The sequence below is a fragment of the Aureisphaera galaxeae genome (genome assembly GCF_028561275.1).
In the GTDB taxonomy this organism is placed as follows: Bacteria; Bacteroidota; Bacteroidia; order Flavobacteriales; family Flavobacteriaceae; genus Aureisphaera; species Aureisphaera galaxeae.
On sequence record NZ_JAQQTF010000002.1, the window covers coordinates 304,958 to 319,780 of the forward strand.

Sequence of the window (14,823 nt, forward strand, 5' to 3'; positions counted from 1 at the left end):
TTTTGTTGATTGTTTTGTGAAAACCTTTCTGGGGAGCCTATCTGTAAATATACATTGTTATTTATTTTAGCCTAACTCGTAACAGATCAGAATATGAAAATAATATCCTATAATGTAAATGGTATTCGTGCGGCCATGAGAAAGGGGTTTCTGGATTGGTTAAAAAGTGCTAATCCGGATGTTATCTGCATCCAGGAAACCAAGGCCATGCAAGAACAAGTGGAGGTATCAGAAATTGAAGCTGCCGGCTATCCGTATCACTATTGGTTCAGTGCCGAAAAGAAAGGTTACAGCGGAGTTGCTATTTTTTGTAAAGAAGAACCCAAGCATGTGGAATACGGTACCGGAATTGCCTCTATGGATATGGAAGGACGTAATATAAGGGTAGACTATGATGGAGTTTCTATTATGAGCCTCTATCTGCCCAGCGGGACCAATCTGGCCCGATTGGAACATAAGTTGGAATACATGGCCCTTTTTCAGGAATATGTGGATGAATTGAAAAAGTCTGTTCCCAATTTGGTGATTTGTGGCGATTACAATATTTGCCATGAAGCCATCGATATTCACGATCCTGTTCGTAATAAAAATGTTTCTGGGTTTCTTCCTGTAGAACGTGAATGGATCGGGAATTTTATAAAAAGCGGTTTTATAGATTCGTTCAGACATTTCAACAAAGAACCCCATAACTATACGTGGTGGAGCTATCGCGCTAACTCTCGAGCCAACAACAAGGGCTGGAGAATCGATTACAACATGGTGGCACAGCCTTTGCAAGAAAACCTGAAGCGGGCCGTTATATTACCCGAAGCGTACCATAGCGACCATTGTCCGCATATGGTGGAATTAGAATTTTAATGACATCCTTTGTCTGGTCGAGCGCAGTCGAGACCTTGTAATATTTAAACCTCTCGACTGCGCTCGAGGAGACATCCCCAAAACCTAACATCATGAAAAGAATAATCCTAGGAACCTTACTTATAGCACTTACCACTTCCTGTGTATCCTCGAAAATATACGAAGACCTGAAGGCCCAACACGATGCCCTTAAAGCCGAAAATGAAGCCTTGATGGCTCGATTGGATGGAGAAGGAGGCGGAAATGGTGAAGCCTATACCATAGAAAACCTGAGAAAAGAACTGGAAAAGCTACGCGCTGAAAAGACTCAGGCCGAAATGGAATTGGCTGCGGCCAAAAGCAATTATGATCGTATGAAGGAATCCTACGACGCACTGGAGGCCAATAGTTCTTCTACTTTGACCGAAAACCTAGAGCGCAATAGAAGGCTGCTGGAAGAATTGGAAGCCAAGGAAAGAGCCCTTATGGAGGAGGAGCAGCGATTGGCCGAAATTCAAAAACAGTTGCAGGAACGGTCCAACAGGGTGGACGAATTGGAATCCATCATCGCTTCCAAGGATGCCAAAATGAGGGATCTTAAAAATGCTATATCGGATGCCTTGACCAATTTTGAAGGAAACGGACTCACCATAGAACAACGGGATGGAAAAGTGTACGTTTCCATGGAAAACAAATTACTATTCGAAAGTGGAAGCTGGGCAGTGAATACCCGTGGACAAGAAGCCGTAGTGGCTTTGGGAAGGGTGCTGGCCCAGAACAAGGAAATTGCTGTGCTCATTGAAGGGCATACGGACAATGTCCCTTACGGCGGAAATGGAAACATAAAAAACAACTGGGATCTTTCTACGAAAAGAGCCACAGCTATTGTAAATATCCTCGCCCAAGATCGAGGAATTCCCAAAGAAAACCTTACAGCAGCTGGCCGGGGGGAATATGCACCAATCGTTTCTAATGCTACCTCCGAAGGACGTGCCAAAAACAGAAGGATAGAAGTGATCTTAACGCCAAAGCTGGATGAGATTACCCGTTTGTTGAATGATTTATAACAGGTCTCCTCGAGCGCAGTCGAGAGGTCCTATGAACGTATGTAGGTCTCGACTGCGCTCGACCTGACATCCCATTAAAGACATAACTCCGTTTATAGTTTCTTCAAAATATGCTGAGCGTCCTTGTATTCGTCCGCAGTATCGGGAATCGTTCTAAAGAGGGCTTTAGCCTCTTCTATATTATTCCTTTTCCATAAGCTAACGGCCTTATAGAAGGTCGCTTTGTACTTGTAGAGCGAATTGCCCGTTTGTAGACGCTCGTATAGACTGTCCGAATCCGAATATTGCGCTAAGGCATCATGGGACAACGCCTTGTAGAAAAGTAGTTCTGAGTTCTCAGAGTCATTTTCCAATGCAATGGTGAAATTGGCAATTGCATCTTCATAGGAACCTTCATTGAATGCGGTTTCCGCTTGCTTAAGGACTTCAGTATCTGCACTACGTTCGGTTAAGGTGATTTGCTCAGAAAAGCTGTAATCTCCAGGTGCTGCAGGCCCCATATTCTGAATCACAAAAAATCCGATGAGTAGCGCTATGGAAGCTGCGATTCCGTATTGCCAAGGACGGAACTTGATTACTTTGGTTTCTTTCTCTTCAGAAGACCCTTTGTCGAAATAGTCATTTCCTATGTTTTCCAGTTGGTTTTTGAAATCGGCCCGTTCTTCAGAAAATTCGTGCGCCAAATGGGTCCTAAGTTCTTTGTAAGTATCAAAATCCTTGGCGAAGGATGTATCTTCGGCCAAGCGTTTTTCGAATGCCAATCGATCGGCTTCAGAAAGGAGTCCTTCCAGATAATCTTCAAATAATATGGTAGTAGCCTCGTCCATGGGGTATTAAAGTTCTTTTAATTGTTTGTACACTTGGGATTCCTGAGCCCACTTGGTGAGTTGGCCAATACAAAGGGACTTTTTCTTTCGCGCATACGCATAGGAAATATTAAGCTGTGACGCTATTTCTTCCATAGAAAAACTTCCGAAGGACAACTGCAAGATTTCTTTACAGGTATCTCCCAATTTTTGAAACAGTTCCTTGAACAGCTGCATTTTGGTTTCGAAATGTTCGGTTTGCTGCACCTGATCTTGTAGTGTTTCAGAATCAAATCCAGCTAAGGGGTCATTTGTTACCCTTTCCTTCGCACTTTTTTTCAATCGAGTGAACCACTTCCGCTTACAGATCATAAAAAAGTAAGCATCGAAAGGACAGGTAAGCTTTAAATCTTTGGTTTTGGCTTGGTCATAAATAATGAGTAGTACTTCTTGGATAAGATCCTTGGCGGCGTCTTCGTCACCACTGTTTTGCTTTACAAAGCCAATCACCTTAGGAGCGAATTTGGTATAAATCTCTTGAATGCGCTTGCCATCGTTCTGTAGCAATGCATCGATATATTTTTGGTCATCATGAACCGTGTTTTGCCCCATAAACACTTGTAAAAGTAGTTTAAAGGTAAAAAATTTATCACAGAGGGGTAACAATTAAAAGGCTAGTGGATATAGGAATATGATTCCAGTGAAGAACACTGAAACTAATAACCTTAAAACCTTTTAATTATGAAAACTATCCATTCACTTACAATGCTATTGCTATTGTTCGTATCGAACGTGGTAATAGGACAAATGAAGGACACCTTAGTGACCTTTCAAGGAAAACAACTCCATTTCGATTACGATGTGAGTTGGTCTCCTTCCGAATTTCAGGACCGGCTTAACGAATTTAAAGCCAATCAAGCCATGCGTTCGTTTAAGGCTTCGCCTTCTATTAGTGCGATTTTAGACGACATTCCCATTAGCAACGACCCTTGCCGTAATGGTGGGTTCGAAGATGGGTATAACGATTGGACCGGATTAAGTCTCACACACAGTTTAACCACCATCCCTATTGAAAATGGTTTGGTAACCAGCCCAGGAATTGCACCGCTTCCCTTTACCGGAACGGGTTTTGGACAGAACTATACTTCTTTGGAAACTACGGGGCTTGACCCGGTTATTTCGGTAGCTTCCCCACCATTTCCCCTTCAGCGAACGGCTCCCGGAACTTCGGGAACGCAATCCTTACGATTGGGGAACGATCAACCCGGCTTCGGTGCCGAAGGAGTAGCCAAGCGATTCATTGTGACTCCAGACAATGCCGAATATTATTTTCAGTATGCCATTGTCATGGATAGGAGCCATTCCAATCCCGATGGCTCTATAAACGGGACAGAGGTATTTTTTATCGCTGAGGCCTCAGACATGTCCGGTGCTACCATCGACAAAGTAGTGGATGTGGGTAATCCGGGAAATCCATTCATCAATGCCGTTAACGGCGGATCTACTTACTTCCGCGATTGGCGTTGTGCTTATTTGGACCTTACGTCGCATATTGGACAGGAAGTGGTGATCATGTTCATCAATTCCGACTGTTCTGCTGGAGGGCATAAAGGGTATACCTATGTTGATGATGTTTGCGAAGAATGCGAAAACGTAAACGAAGGGGATATCGATTTGAACCTTGAAGATGGCGATTGCTTGTACTTCCCATATACAGTAAATGGAGACTTCTTAGTCCCTGCGGGAGCTACGAGTGTAAACATTACGTTAGAAATTTATCAAAGTAATGTACTGGTAAACACCATTACCTCTCCTTCCATTTCGCCACCTAACTACTCCTTCACTTTGGCGCCGACAGATTTTCCAGATCAGACCCCGGGTTCATGTTATGACTTGGTTGCCGTACTTACCTTCGATCTTGTAGATCTTAACGGAAACGTAGTAACAGTAACGCAAAAGTCCTCCAAGGAGGTATTGGGCGTACAGGATGGAGAGCGTCCAGGGCTTAACAATGATGTTTGCTTCTGCGATGACAGCCAGAATGGTGAAGAAGGATCGTATTGCTGTCCAGGAGAGAACCTAGTAACCAATGGGAATTTCGAGTTTGGAAATACAGGTTTCTCCAGCAGTTATATTCAAACTGCTAGTACCTATCCAGGCGAATATGATGTAACGAATACGGCTGCGAATTTCGGCGCTACGGTAACCGATCACTCTTTCTGTGAAGATCCTATTACCTATGCAGTGAACGATCAGTTTATGGTCGTAAATGGTCGCACTCAACAAAGTGGTACCGCAATTATTTGGGATCAGACGCTCACCGGTTTGGAGCAAGGGGAACGTTATAAGTTCTGCGCGAATTTCAAAAATATGCCGCAATGTACTTTCGATATTCTACCTGTAGTTTATATGAATGCAGGAACGACTTCCTCGGGAGCACAGACCATAAATACCAACCCCACCGATCCTTGCGATTGGCAGACGGTGGAAATCACTTTTACCGCTAGTGGAGGTTCTCAAAACATAAGGATCTTGTTGGATGAAGGCGGCAATGGAGATGGCAATGACGTGGCCATAGATGACATTTTTGTAGGGCAATTGGCCGATCCGGATTTGCAAATTACCGTACAACATGATGGTACCACTAATACCATTACCGGCTCTTTGAATACCATTTCCACGACCGATGATACCTTACACGGTTCCGACTGTGAGTACTACTGGTTTGTGGCAGAAACAGGATTCCCGTTGTCCATTGACTTTAGCACTTTCGCTTATGGAAATGGCAGTGGTAGTATGTTACCTCCGTTTGCATCAGTGCCAGGACCTGCATGGGGACTAACGACGAATTTCCCAGGGTACACCTTTGTGGACAATCAACTTTACATTATAGGGATGTACACGCCAGAATGTGGTTGCTACGATGCTGGGTTTACCTATCAGTTAACCTTTAACACCTTGCATTCGCAAGATATGGAGGATCAAATGCGGGAGGCTATTATCGATGCCATCCTCAATGGACTCGACGGTACACTATCCAATGATAATGAAGTGGAGATAGTACAGGAGAAGATGGTACTCTATCCAAATCCTGCGGAGGATGCATTTACCATTCAATTATTGGATGATACCATTACCGAGATTCAAGTTTTGGACATTAGTGGAAAAACGGTAATAGGAGAGAAGAGAAGAGGAGAAAATCAAGCAGAATCTATCGATGTAGCTTCCTTGTCTACCGGAGTATACTTCGTGAAAGTACAGAGTGCACTTGGTAAGTCCTATAAATCGAAATTAATTAAGCGATAGCCTTAGAGCCCTTCGCTAAAAGCCCTTTGGATACCCTATCTCCAAGGGGCTTTTTAATTTTTTTCAAAATAAGGGGTAACAATGTTTAGGGTGGTGGATATAAGGTCAAATAACAAAAACTAAAATCTTTCAATTATGAAAACTAAATTACTTCTTTCGACCCTAACCTTTTTTATGAGCCTTTACATGGCCGCGCAGTACCAAACCAATGTAAGCGTAGCCAATGAACACTATCACGATCTAAATCAGACTATCATTAACGATGGTACCGATGACATTATGGTCGCTTCCAATTTATTCGATCCCGGTATGACCAATCAAGTAATTTCTTTGAAGAGAATTAATCAATTTGGAAATGTAGTTTGGGCAAGGGAATATGACGCCCTTCCTTTGGTAAACGCAAGGGTATTCGACATTGTAAACCGTTTCGATTTGGTATACATCACCGGATCGGTAGATGTAGGAGGAATTAAGAGAGTCTTTATCGCCGAGATTGACGCTGCCACTGGCGGGGTATTAAACTCACAATTCTATGACATTGTTTCTCCTAACTTTAATTCAAGAGGATTGCATATTGAATACACCGAAAGCGACGCCGATGGCGATGGAGCTCCAGACCCAGGATTGGTAGTAGGTGGTTTCTTTAGCGATTGCTATAATTTGAGTACTACCTGTATTAACAATATAGGGTTTGTATTACGCACGGATGCTGGTCTAAACCACATTTGGGCAGCTGAGTTAGATGCTCTGGCTCCCGGTGCTTCGGCAGACTACGATTTTGTAAACCGTATCACAGAAACCAGCGATGGCTTTTTCCTTACCGGAAGTGCTACAGGATTGAATTCCTCTAGCTTTACCCAACAAGGAGTATTGGCCCATAAGATCGATTTTATGGGGAACCCGATTTGGGACAATAGCTATCTCTTTGGAAACTCTCAGGATGTCAGTGTAGATGCTTACTATGATGCTGGAACCAATGAGATTTATATGTTGGCCAACTATTCCGTTTCCCACTATTTCGGGGTAACGGTTTATAATAATACCACAGGTGTAATCAACCTCACCAAATCTTGGTATGCTAGCTCTGGTGACTTGGACCGTTACGGATTCACCATTATGGAGTCCCTTTCCAACCCTAATAACTTGGTAATTGCTGGATACGACCGTGACGAGAATTGGACCAGTGGGGGAACCTCCTTCTCTGGACAGAGCAATGTGTTCGTATACGAATTTGATAAGGCTTCAGGAAACCCGGTGGGAATCAACTACCAATTCTTGGTGCCTCATACAGAACCTATCGGAGATGAATTCAATTTCTGGATCGGGCAGATGCCATTAATCTACTATCCGGAAATGAGTTTCGTTCATAGAAATGCTGTAGGAACGGTAAGCGATTACTTCCACGTAGGATACAGAAGAAATAACACGGCTAGTTTTACGGCTGCCGAATTGTACAAAACGGATCTTACCAAACGTAATATCTGTGAAAACCTGTTGTTGAATATCGGTCCAGTTGGGATAAGCACCTTTACGATTCAGGTGAGTTCTGGGGTCATCCCCGCATTCACCTCGCCTTTGGGGATGAATGTAAACGCATACAACTATACAGAAGATCTTTGCGATACAGGATTATCTACAGGCGACCAAGAAATAAAGACAGGGGTCATCTACCCGAACCCGGTGAGCAATACCTTATATACCACGATCACTGGAGCTACTTCCTACATCATCCATGATGCCCTGGGAAGAAAAGTAGCCATGGGACAGTTGGATGCTTCAAAAGCGATTAACGTAGAAGGCTTTACTTCGGGCATGTATTTCATCTCTATTACCGACGATAGCAGAAGTGCTCAGACCTTTAAATTCATTAAGAATTAATAGCCAATTTCAACTGGCTAACCTTAGGTTCCGTATGCCCTTGTGGTGTGCGGGACCTTCTTTTTTTAGGGGCTCGATAAATTTTTTCCATAGAGGGGTAACAATTCAAAACCGTATGGATATAAGGGTGTAAAACACTAAAATAAGAATTATGAAAACTGTACAAATGAACAACATCATTACAACAAGCTTTTTGAAGAGAACACTCACAAATGGATTGATAGCAACGGCCCTATGCTTGGGGATGACAAGTTGTGACATATCCGACGATAACGATCCAGTGGTCGTTGTAGACCTTCCTATAGAAATTGATGGAACCGAATTGATGAATGATATTCAAAGCAATCGTGAAGAAGCCTTACAAACCTTCACCATCGATGCAGGTTTTGGAGGAACGGCTATCGGTGCCCAAGGAACCAATGTGGTATTTGGTCCAAATGCCTTTGTAGATGCCAACGGAGATCTAGTCACCGGAGCAGTAACCTTAGAATTACTGGAGGTATATAACAAAGCAGCAATGGCTCTTCAACGCTTAGCTACCAATGGAAAAAATGACAACGGTGATGTAGAAGCCCTAATTTCTGGAGGTGAATTTTTTATACGTGCCGATAAGGACGGAGAAGAGGTTTTTCCTGCCAATCCCTTTCAAGTATTTGTGCCTAGCGAAACTTTCGATCCCGACATGAGACTATTCTCTGCCGAGGGCGGTTGCGATACCCTAGACTGTGAAGTAGTTTGGGAAGAAGATGAAGAAGAAGTGATGCAAGGAGAAGGTATGGGACCTGATGGAACCTATGTTACAGGTTATGCCGGATTTAGAGAAGAATTCGGGTGGACCAATCTAGACAAGTGGTATAACTATGCCGGTCCTAAGACTATGATTTTTGTAGATACGCCAGAGGGATATGACGAAACCAATTGTAGTGTGTTCATTTCCTATGATGGGGAACCTGGCCTGGCCCTGTTGGATATTTATGATGAAGAACAAGGCATGTTTACCGAGCACTATGGACAACTGCCAATTGGACTTGAAGTGCATATTATTTTCATGTCCAAGCAGGATGGAGATTATATCTACGCCATTCAGTCTGCCACTATTGGAGCAGATCATATAGAGGTGATTGGTGCGACGCAAACCGCTACCGAAGCCGAACTTTTTGCCCTAATCGACGCACTTCCCTAGGATGTTGTTGGTTTGTTGATGGAGCGTCCCGGTGAGAATGGAATTCGAGCCGGGATAGCTCCATATATAAGCTGTCTAGTCAATTTTTAGTAACTTTAAACAACTAAACTAACCGCCATGAAAATCAGTAACTTCACATACATTCTGCTGGCATGTACGTTATTGCTGTCCTGTTCCAACGACGGTGATGAAAACTGCGAGGTAGGGGCCATTCACAGCCCCAATGCCCAAGCTCCTATAGATGGAGCTGAATATCAGGCAAGTTTAATGGAGTGCCGAATGCCCAGGGTACAGAATTTTAGAGCTTCCAACATAGCAGGAGCCGAAATAGAGGCAGCACAGGGAACACGCATTTTTGTGAATCCACAGACCTTTGAACAAAACGGGATCTTCATCGATGGCGATGTGGATATTGCTTTGATAGAAATGTACGAACCTGGCGAGATCATCGCTTGCCAATTGTCAACCAATGGAATTAATTTAAGCGGAAATGTGGAGCCTCTTTTTAGTGAAAGTATCTTCTATATCGATATTACCTACCAAGGAGAGCCCGTATCTTTTCTTCAACCCATTCGGGTATTTGTGCCATCCGATAATTTAGGGGAACATCAATTCCTTTTTTATTCGCCTACCTGTCCAGAGCTGAATTGCACAGTACTATGGGAAGAGGAAATCACTTCTGTCCCCGTTTTCGAAAAACCTATTGTAGATGCTACAGGAGTGAAGATATTTGGCTATCAGACCATATTGCAAACTTTAGGTTGGAAAAACATCGGTAGATACAATGAGGACACGGCTCCGAGAACCATTGCATATAATAAAGCGCCCACGGGATACAATAAAACCAATGGGAACGTATTCCTGTGCTACAATACGGCCAGTACAGCTATAGGATTGTTCGATGAATATGACAGTAATTTGGATGTCTATTCCGAAACCTACGCCCAGATTCCGGAAGGAGTTACCACAGATGCTATTTTCGTGACCCTTCAGAATAGTCAATACGTTTATGCAACAAAACGAGGCACAGTTACTTCGGACTTTTTAACGGCAACGCTCAACACCCAATTGACAGACGAAGCCGGACTTATTAATGCCATAAATGGTCTGTAAGATGAAAACAAAATTGTGGATATCGATATGGGTCTTATTCCTTTTTACAGGAAGCTTTGTATGCGCACAAGAAATTCAGCAAGATACGCTTACCCGAAATGCACCGGTCTTTTACGATGTGTTGGGGAACCGTGTGAACTTCCGGGCAGAGATGCCGCCTCTGAACCAGATTGCGGGTGCACCCAAAGCCTTTTATACCTACTATTGGGAGTTCGGGGATGGAAACTATAGCTTCAAAGAGAAACCGTCTCATAACTATGAGAAGCCTGGGGAATACAAAGTCAAATTGTGGAGTACCAACAATTATGACAACGGGAAACCACCTGAAAGTAGACCCGAACAGGTATCGGTGAACTTTCCTCCCGAGGATCAAACAGATATGGCAAGTTCGGAAGAATATGCTCCCTTTGTTGGAGAAGATGATTTATTGGTTAGAACCAATAGGGATGCCTTGCCAGAACAAGAAGTAGTACTTATTACACGATACAAGAATACCAAGGATTATGTAACCAACGGGAAATTATATCTGTTTTATAATGATACCCAATTCAAAGACAACAACTTTATCTTAGAGGATACACGGACGCACCATGGGGAACAAATTTCCAGTGAAATTCTATTTGCGAATACGAGGGAAGCCAATGATAGTAGAAGTTATTGGGCGTCCGAAGGCAATGAATTGATAATTCAAAAACAAGCGGTTCAGGATACCACCAAACGAACCGTGCTTCCTGCCACTTTGGAAGAGTCCGAAGAATTGTATCGCGACTATCAGGTGATTGAATTCAATGATATGCAACCAGGAGAGGAACGAAACCTTTTCAGGACCCTTAGGACCACCCCAGAAATGTTGAAGGACACCAGTGCCATCGTTACCTTACGAAGCATCTATGTACCCGATGAAAACTTTGGAAACCACACCGTAAAGGATACCGAATTGGAAATTGTCACTTCACATGACCCTAATAAAATGTCTTCCAGCGGAACCATTATGAACTATCGTTTTATCCGTCATAAAAAGGTGAAGTTCAAGGTGCGCTTTCAGAACGACGGAGAAGGACCTGCCAATACCATTCGGTTGGAGGTTGATACCCCAGAAATGTTCGATAAATCAACATTAGAGGTCATGGACATGTATCCCAAATGCCCTATTTGTCCGAAGCGGGAAGTCAATTATTCCTGTTTGGATACAACCTCAACAGACGACAAACTCATATTTACGTTCAAGAAAATTTATTTACCGGGGACCGCCCAAAAAGGGGTAACCCAAAAGGATTCTACTAAGGGATTCGTAAAGTACAAGATGAAGTTTGGCAAGGACTTCCATAAGAAGAAAACCAGGAGCCGAACGGCAATCTATTTCGACAAAAACGAACCTATCTTGACCAACTACAGTACGACTAGATTTCTGCCAGGTATTTCCATTGGAGCCAAGGCGGGCTACATTTTCAATCCAGATTTGGACAATAGCAGGGAGTATTTTGTAGGGGCGACCTTATCGCCTTTTAAGAGTTATCGTGGCTATTTACAAGCCGAGGTAATGTTCTCTGCGAAGTCCTTTGATGATCTGAAGAATTTTGAAACCATCAATGTCAACGACATTGGCATTTCCGAAATCGTCCGATTTACAGAAGCCAATGAAGAAAAGGGAATTACAACCTATCTCGTACCTATTTCCTATAGATACAATCTCAATAATTTTCTGGCAGTAGGTGCTGGAGTACAGCTAAAACTGGATTTAAGCACTACCTGCATTTCGGAAACCACAGGGGAGTTCTTTTTGGATATTCCTGGGGAAGGCGAAATACGGGACACCACTAGGGATACTTTTCAACGGATTGAGTGCGACGAGAGTTTTACGAATTTCCAAAGCGGGGTGTTTCTTGGAGCCAATGTGGGAGGTGTGCGAATTGGTCCTAGTGTAGGCGCTCGGTATGTATTTAATTTTAACGAACCCACCTCACAGATTCAAGTGTACGGAATTTGGAAATTTTAAGATGCATTATCCTCTGTTTGGGGCTTGTTTTCATTACATCCGAAGGATTTTCGCAAATCAACTCGGCAGAGGAAGCCTATGAAGCATTGGATACCTTTCGGATAAACCCCACAGAAAACGCGACCGCAGAATTTTCAAAAAAGCTACAAGTCTGGGAACCCAAAAATGAGGAGGAGTACCTAGCCAAGGTCATTTCCTATTGCAATGTAGGGTACTTTCAATATCAATTCTTTCAGTTTCAAGAAGCCATTATAAGCTATGAGACAGCCAAACGGATTTTTCAGGAAAATGGGCTGAAGCGCTACGACATGATCAACTTTTGCTACAAACCCTTGGGAAATTTGTATACCAAAACCAATGCATTGGCCGAGGCCGAAAATACGATCCGCGAGTATATTCTACTAGCACAACAAAAAGGCCTAAAGGCGGAGGAAGCTTCTGGACTATTGAACCTTTCGGTGGTTCTTCAGAATAAGGGGAATTATAGGCAAGCTATTCAGGTGTTGGAACAAGGAGCACAATTGGCAGTGGAAGACGATCGATTTCTTCAGAACATGGCAACTAACTATGTTAGCTTGAATGAAGTGGATACAGCAGAAAACCTTGTAGGGATCTTGCTGGAAAAGAATGAAGACAATGCCAAGGCACTGCAATTGCTGGCTACTATTCAGTTGAAAAAAGGAGCTCCAAAACAGGCACTGTCGACCTTAGAGAGATGTCAGGAGTTACTTCAAGAATCGAGAGGAGCTTCTTTACGGGAATGGGCAAAATTGAAGTTGATCTTGGCACAAACAGAACGGATTTCAGGAAGTACGCAGAGGGCATTGAGGTATTTGGACGAATTGTACAGGATATTAATGCCCCATTTTAAGGGAGAGACGGAGTTCCCAGCAGAACATCAATTGTTCCCAGACAATACTTTGGTAGATGCCTTCGATCTGCACGCGGAAATCCTGAATAGCGAAAACAGGAAGGAAGCAGCATTAGAAGCTTACGAAAGGGCCTTTTATATGGCCGATTTATTAGATACACCTTCGGGATTGCAAGACTCAAAACTATTACAACAGAACAACCGCAAAATTAGAACCGAAAAGTGTTTGGACATATTGTTTTCACTATATCAAAAGAAGAAGGAGGCCATTTGGTTGGAGAAGGCGTTCTCCCTAGAACAAGCATCCAAACATCCCGTGTTGCAGGAAGCAAGGTATCTGCAGGAGTCGCTTTTGCAGGAGAACGATACATTGGCGGAACAGATAAAGGGAACAAGAAAGATACTTGCCGCAACCACAACTGAAATGGAAGAGTTACGTAGGCTTGGGCGGTATAACGGTCAGGATTTTCTTGAATTACAGGAAGCCTATAATAGTGCATTGTTAGCACAGCGGAGGTTGTATGATACCTTGAAGAAAAGGAATCCAAATACTCAATGGATACAAGCCATAGATGTTTCGGCAGTAATGGATTTTATGCAGGAAAGGGATGAGATTGTTGTAAGCTATTTCTTTGGAAAACAAGCGGTTTACCAATTTGTTGTAGATGATCAGAGCATCACTTGGCAACGCTTAGCCCAGTCAGAAGAGGAAGTAAATGTAATATTGCAATATATAACTAATTATATAGGCTATTTTGAAACTTCCAATCGAATTGCCAATGACATTTCGGGATTTGTGGTATCTGCCCATCAACTTTATTCCGCACTTCAGCTTCCTTCTAACGAAAAATTGATTGTAATTCCAGACGGCCTATTAGCCTTTGTTCCTTTTGCATCCCTTTGTACGGAAGAATCATCCACCATACAATTCGACAAGATGCCTTTTCTTATAAATGAGGTCCAGGTTTCGTATGCACTGTCTGCAAGTGATTATATGAATGGTATTTCGGAAAAGACCGAAGGAAAGACGAGCGTACTGGGCGTATTTCCCGTGTTTAGTGACACCCCTAGAGCATTGACGTATTCTTTGGAGGAAGCCAAGGGAGTCAAAAAATATAGTAAGACGACTTTACTCATGAACGAAGAAGCCACTGCTGATGCATTTTTTAAGCAGTCTTTGGATCACTCCATTTTACACATTTCTACCCATGCCCAAGGAGGGACTTTTTCGACCCCAGCGGCTATAGAATTTGTAGACAGGACCGTTCCCTTGGAGGAATTTTATGGTTATGAGTTCGATAAGGAATTGGTAGTGTTGAGTGCTTGCGAAACAGGAGTAGGGAAGGTGATTCGGGGAGAAGGGGTTCAAAATATGGCTAGGGCTTTTCAGTATACTGGGACAGATAATGTCCTTTTCTCCTTGTGGAATGTAAACGACTACAGTACTTCCGAAATCATGCGTTATTTCTATATGGAATTACATGTACAACGTATGAAAGGCACTTCACTTCGCAATGCGCAATTGGGTTATTTAAAAGATACGCGTTTGGACAACACCAAAAGATCTCCATATTACTGGGCAGCCTTTGTTTACTATGGCGATGCCGAGGTTCCAGAAAGTGATTTGCGAACCATTCTTTGGTACCTCTTTTGGGCTGCTCTTGTTTTTGTGCTACTCTTTATTTCGCGCAAGTATCTAAAGGGAAAATTGGGGCGCGAAAAATGAGTTGAAATCCGTACCTTGCTGTTCCAAATTTTAGTAACCT

Annotated in this window: 10 protein-coding genes; 8 read left to right on the forward strand and 2 right to left on the reverse strand. The window is 43.0% G+C overall.

All coding sequences use genetic code 11. The annotated features are described in order from the left end of the window. Positions 1-93 precede the first annotated feature (93 nt). On the forward strand, positions 94-858 hold the full coding sequence (locus POV27_RS01160) for an exodeoxyribonuclease III (RefSeq protein ID WP_272860892.1): 765 nt from the start codon (positions 94-96) through the stop codon (positions 856-858). 92 nt (positions 859-950) lie between these two features. Further along, positions 951-1,904 carry an OmpA/MotB family protein gene (locus POV27_RS01165; RefSeq protein WP_272860893.1) on the forward strand — a complete coding sequence of 318 codons (954 nt, stop codon included), beginning with the start codon at positions 951-953 and terminating at the stop codon, positions 1,902-1,904. Positions 1,905-1,996: 92 nt separating this feature from the next. Here the strand turns inward: POV27_RS01165 and POV27_RS01170 are convergent, their stop codons facing one another. Both POV27_RS01170 and POV27_RS01175 read right to left on the reverse strand, forming a co-directional pair. Next, positions 1,997-2,731, reverse strand: coding sequence for a hypothetical protein (locus POV27_RS01170; protein WP_272860894.1), 735 nt, complete (start codon positions 2,729-2,731; stop codon positions 1,997-1,999). Positions 2,732-2,737: 6 nt separating this feature from the next. Next, complete coding sequence (locus POV27_RS01175; protein ID WP_272860895.1) at positions 2,738-3,322, reverse strand: RNA polymerase sigma factor; 585 nt, start codon at positions 3,320-3,322, stop codon at positions 2,738-2,740. 129 nt (positions 3,323-3,451) lie between these two features. Here POV27_RS01175 and POV27_RS01180 point away from each other — a divergent pair, with 129 nt between their 5' ends. The 6 genes from POV27_RS01180 to POV27_RS01205 all read left to right on the forward strand — a co-directional run bounded on the left by POV27_RS01180 (position 3,452) and on the right by POV27_RS01205 (position 14,783). After that, positions 3,452-6,016, forward strand: coding sequence for a T9SS type A sorting domain-containing protein (locus POV27_RS01180; protein ID WP_272860896.1), 2,565 nt, complete (start codon positions 3,452-3,454; stop codon positions 6,014-6,016). A 135-nt stretch (positions 6,017-6,151) separates the two neighbouring features. Beyond that, positions 6,152-7,894 (forward strand): T9SS type A sorting domain-containing protein, encoded by a 1,743-nt coding sequence (locus tag POV27_RS01185; protein WP_272860897.1) that lies wholly within the window; start codon positions 6,152-6,154, stop codon positions 7,892-7,894. A gap of 151 nt (positions 7,895-8,045) precedes the next feature. Next, complete coding sequence (locus POV27_RS01190) at positions 8,046-9,077, forward strand: hypothetical protein (protein ID WP_272860898.1); 1,032 nt, start codon at positions 8,046-8,048, stop codon at positions 9,075-9,077. Positions 9,078-9,194: 117 nt separating this feature from the next. Beyond that, entirely contained in the window at positions 9,195-10,190 is a 996-nt protein-coding gene (locus POV27_RS01195; RefSeq protein WP_272860899.1) for a hypothetical protein, read from the forward strand. A gap of 1 nt (position 10,191) precedes the next feature. Beyond that, complete coding sequence (locus POV27_RS01200) at positions 10,192-12,186, forward strand: DUF7849 domain-containing protein (RefSeq protein WP_272860900.1); 1,995 nt, start codon at positions 10,192-10,194, stop codon at positions 12,184-12,186. Next, complete coding sequence (locus POV27_RS01205) at positions 12,174-14,783, forward strand: CHAT domain-containing protein (protein ID WP_272860901.1); 2,610 nt, start codon at positions 12,174-12,176, stop codon at positions 14,781-14,783. Before POV27_RS01200 ends, POV27_RS01205 begins: the two co-directional genes overlap by 13 nt. The last annotated feature ends 40 nt before the right edge of the window (positions 14,784-14,823 follow it).

Coding starts and splice junctions, on each gene's coding strand:
- POV27_RS01160 (WP_272860892.1), top strand. CDS start 94: ATGAAAATAATATCCTATAATGTAAATGGTATTCGTGCGGCCATGAGA.
- POV27_RS01165 (WP_272860893.1), top strand. CDS start 951: ATGAAAAGAATAATCCTAGGAACCTTACTTATAGCACTTACCACTTCC.
- POV27_RS01170 (WP_272860894.1), bottom strand. CDS start 2,731: ATGGACGAGGCTACTACCATATTATTTGAAGATTATCTGGAAGGACTC.
- POV27_RS01175 (WP_272860895.1), bottom strand. CDS start 3,322: ATGGGGCAAAACACGGTTCATGATGACCAAAAATATATCGATGCATTG.
- POV27_RS01180 (WP_272860896.1), top strand. CDS start 3,452: ATGAAAACTATCCATTCACTTACAATGCTATTGCTATTGTTCGTATCG.
- POV27_RS01185 (WP_272860897.1), top strand. CDS start 6,152: ATGAAAACTAAATTACTTCTTTCGACCCTAACCTTTTTTATGAGCCTT.
- POV27_RS01190 (WP_272860898.1), top strand. CDS start 8,046: ATGAAAACTGTACAAATGAACAACATCATTACAACAAGCTTTTTGAAG.
- POV27_RS01195 (WP_272860899.1), top strand. CDS start 9,195: ATGAAAATCAGTAACTTCACATACATTCTGCTGGCATGTACGTTATTG.
- POV27_RS01200 (WP_272860900.1), top strand. CDS start 10,192: ATGAAAACAAAATTGTGGATATCGATATGGGTCTTATTCCTTTTTACA.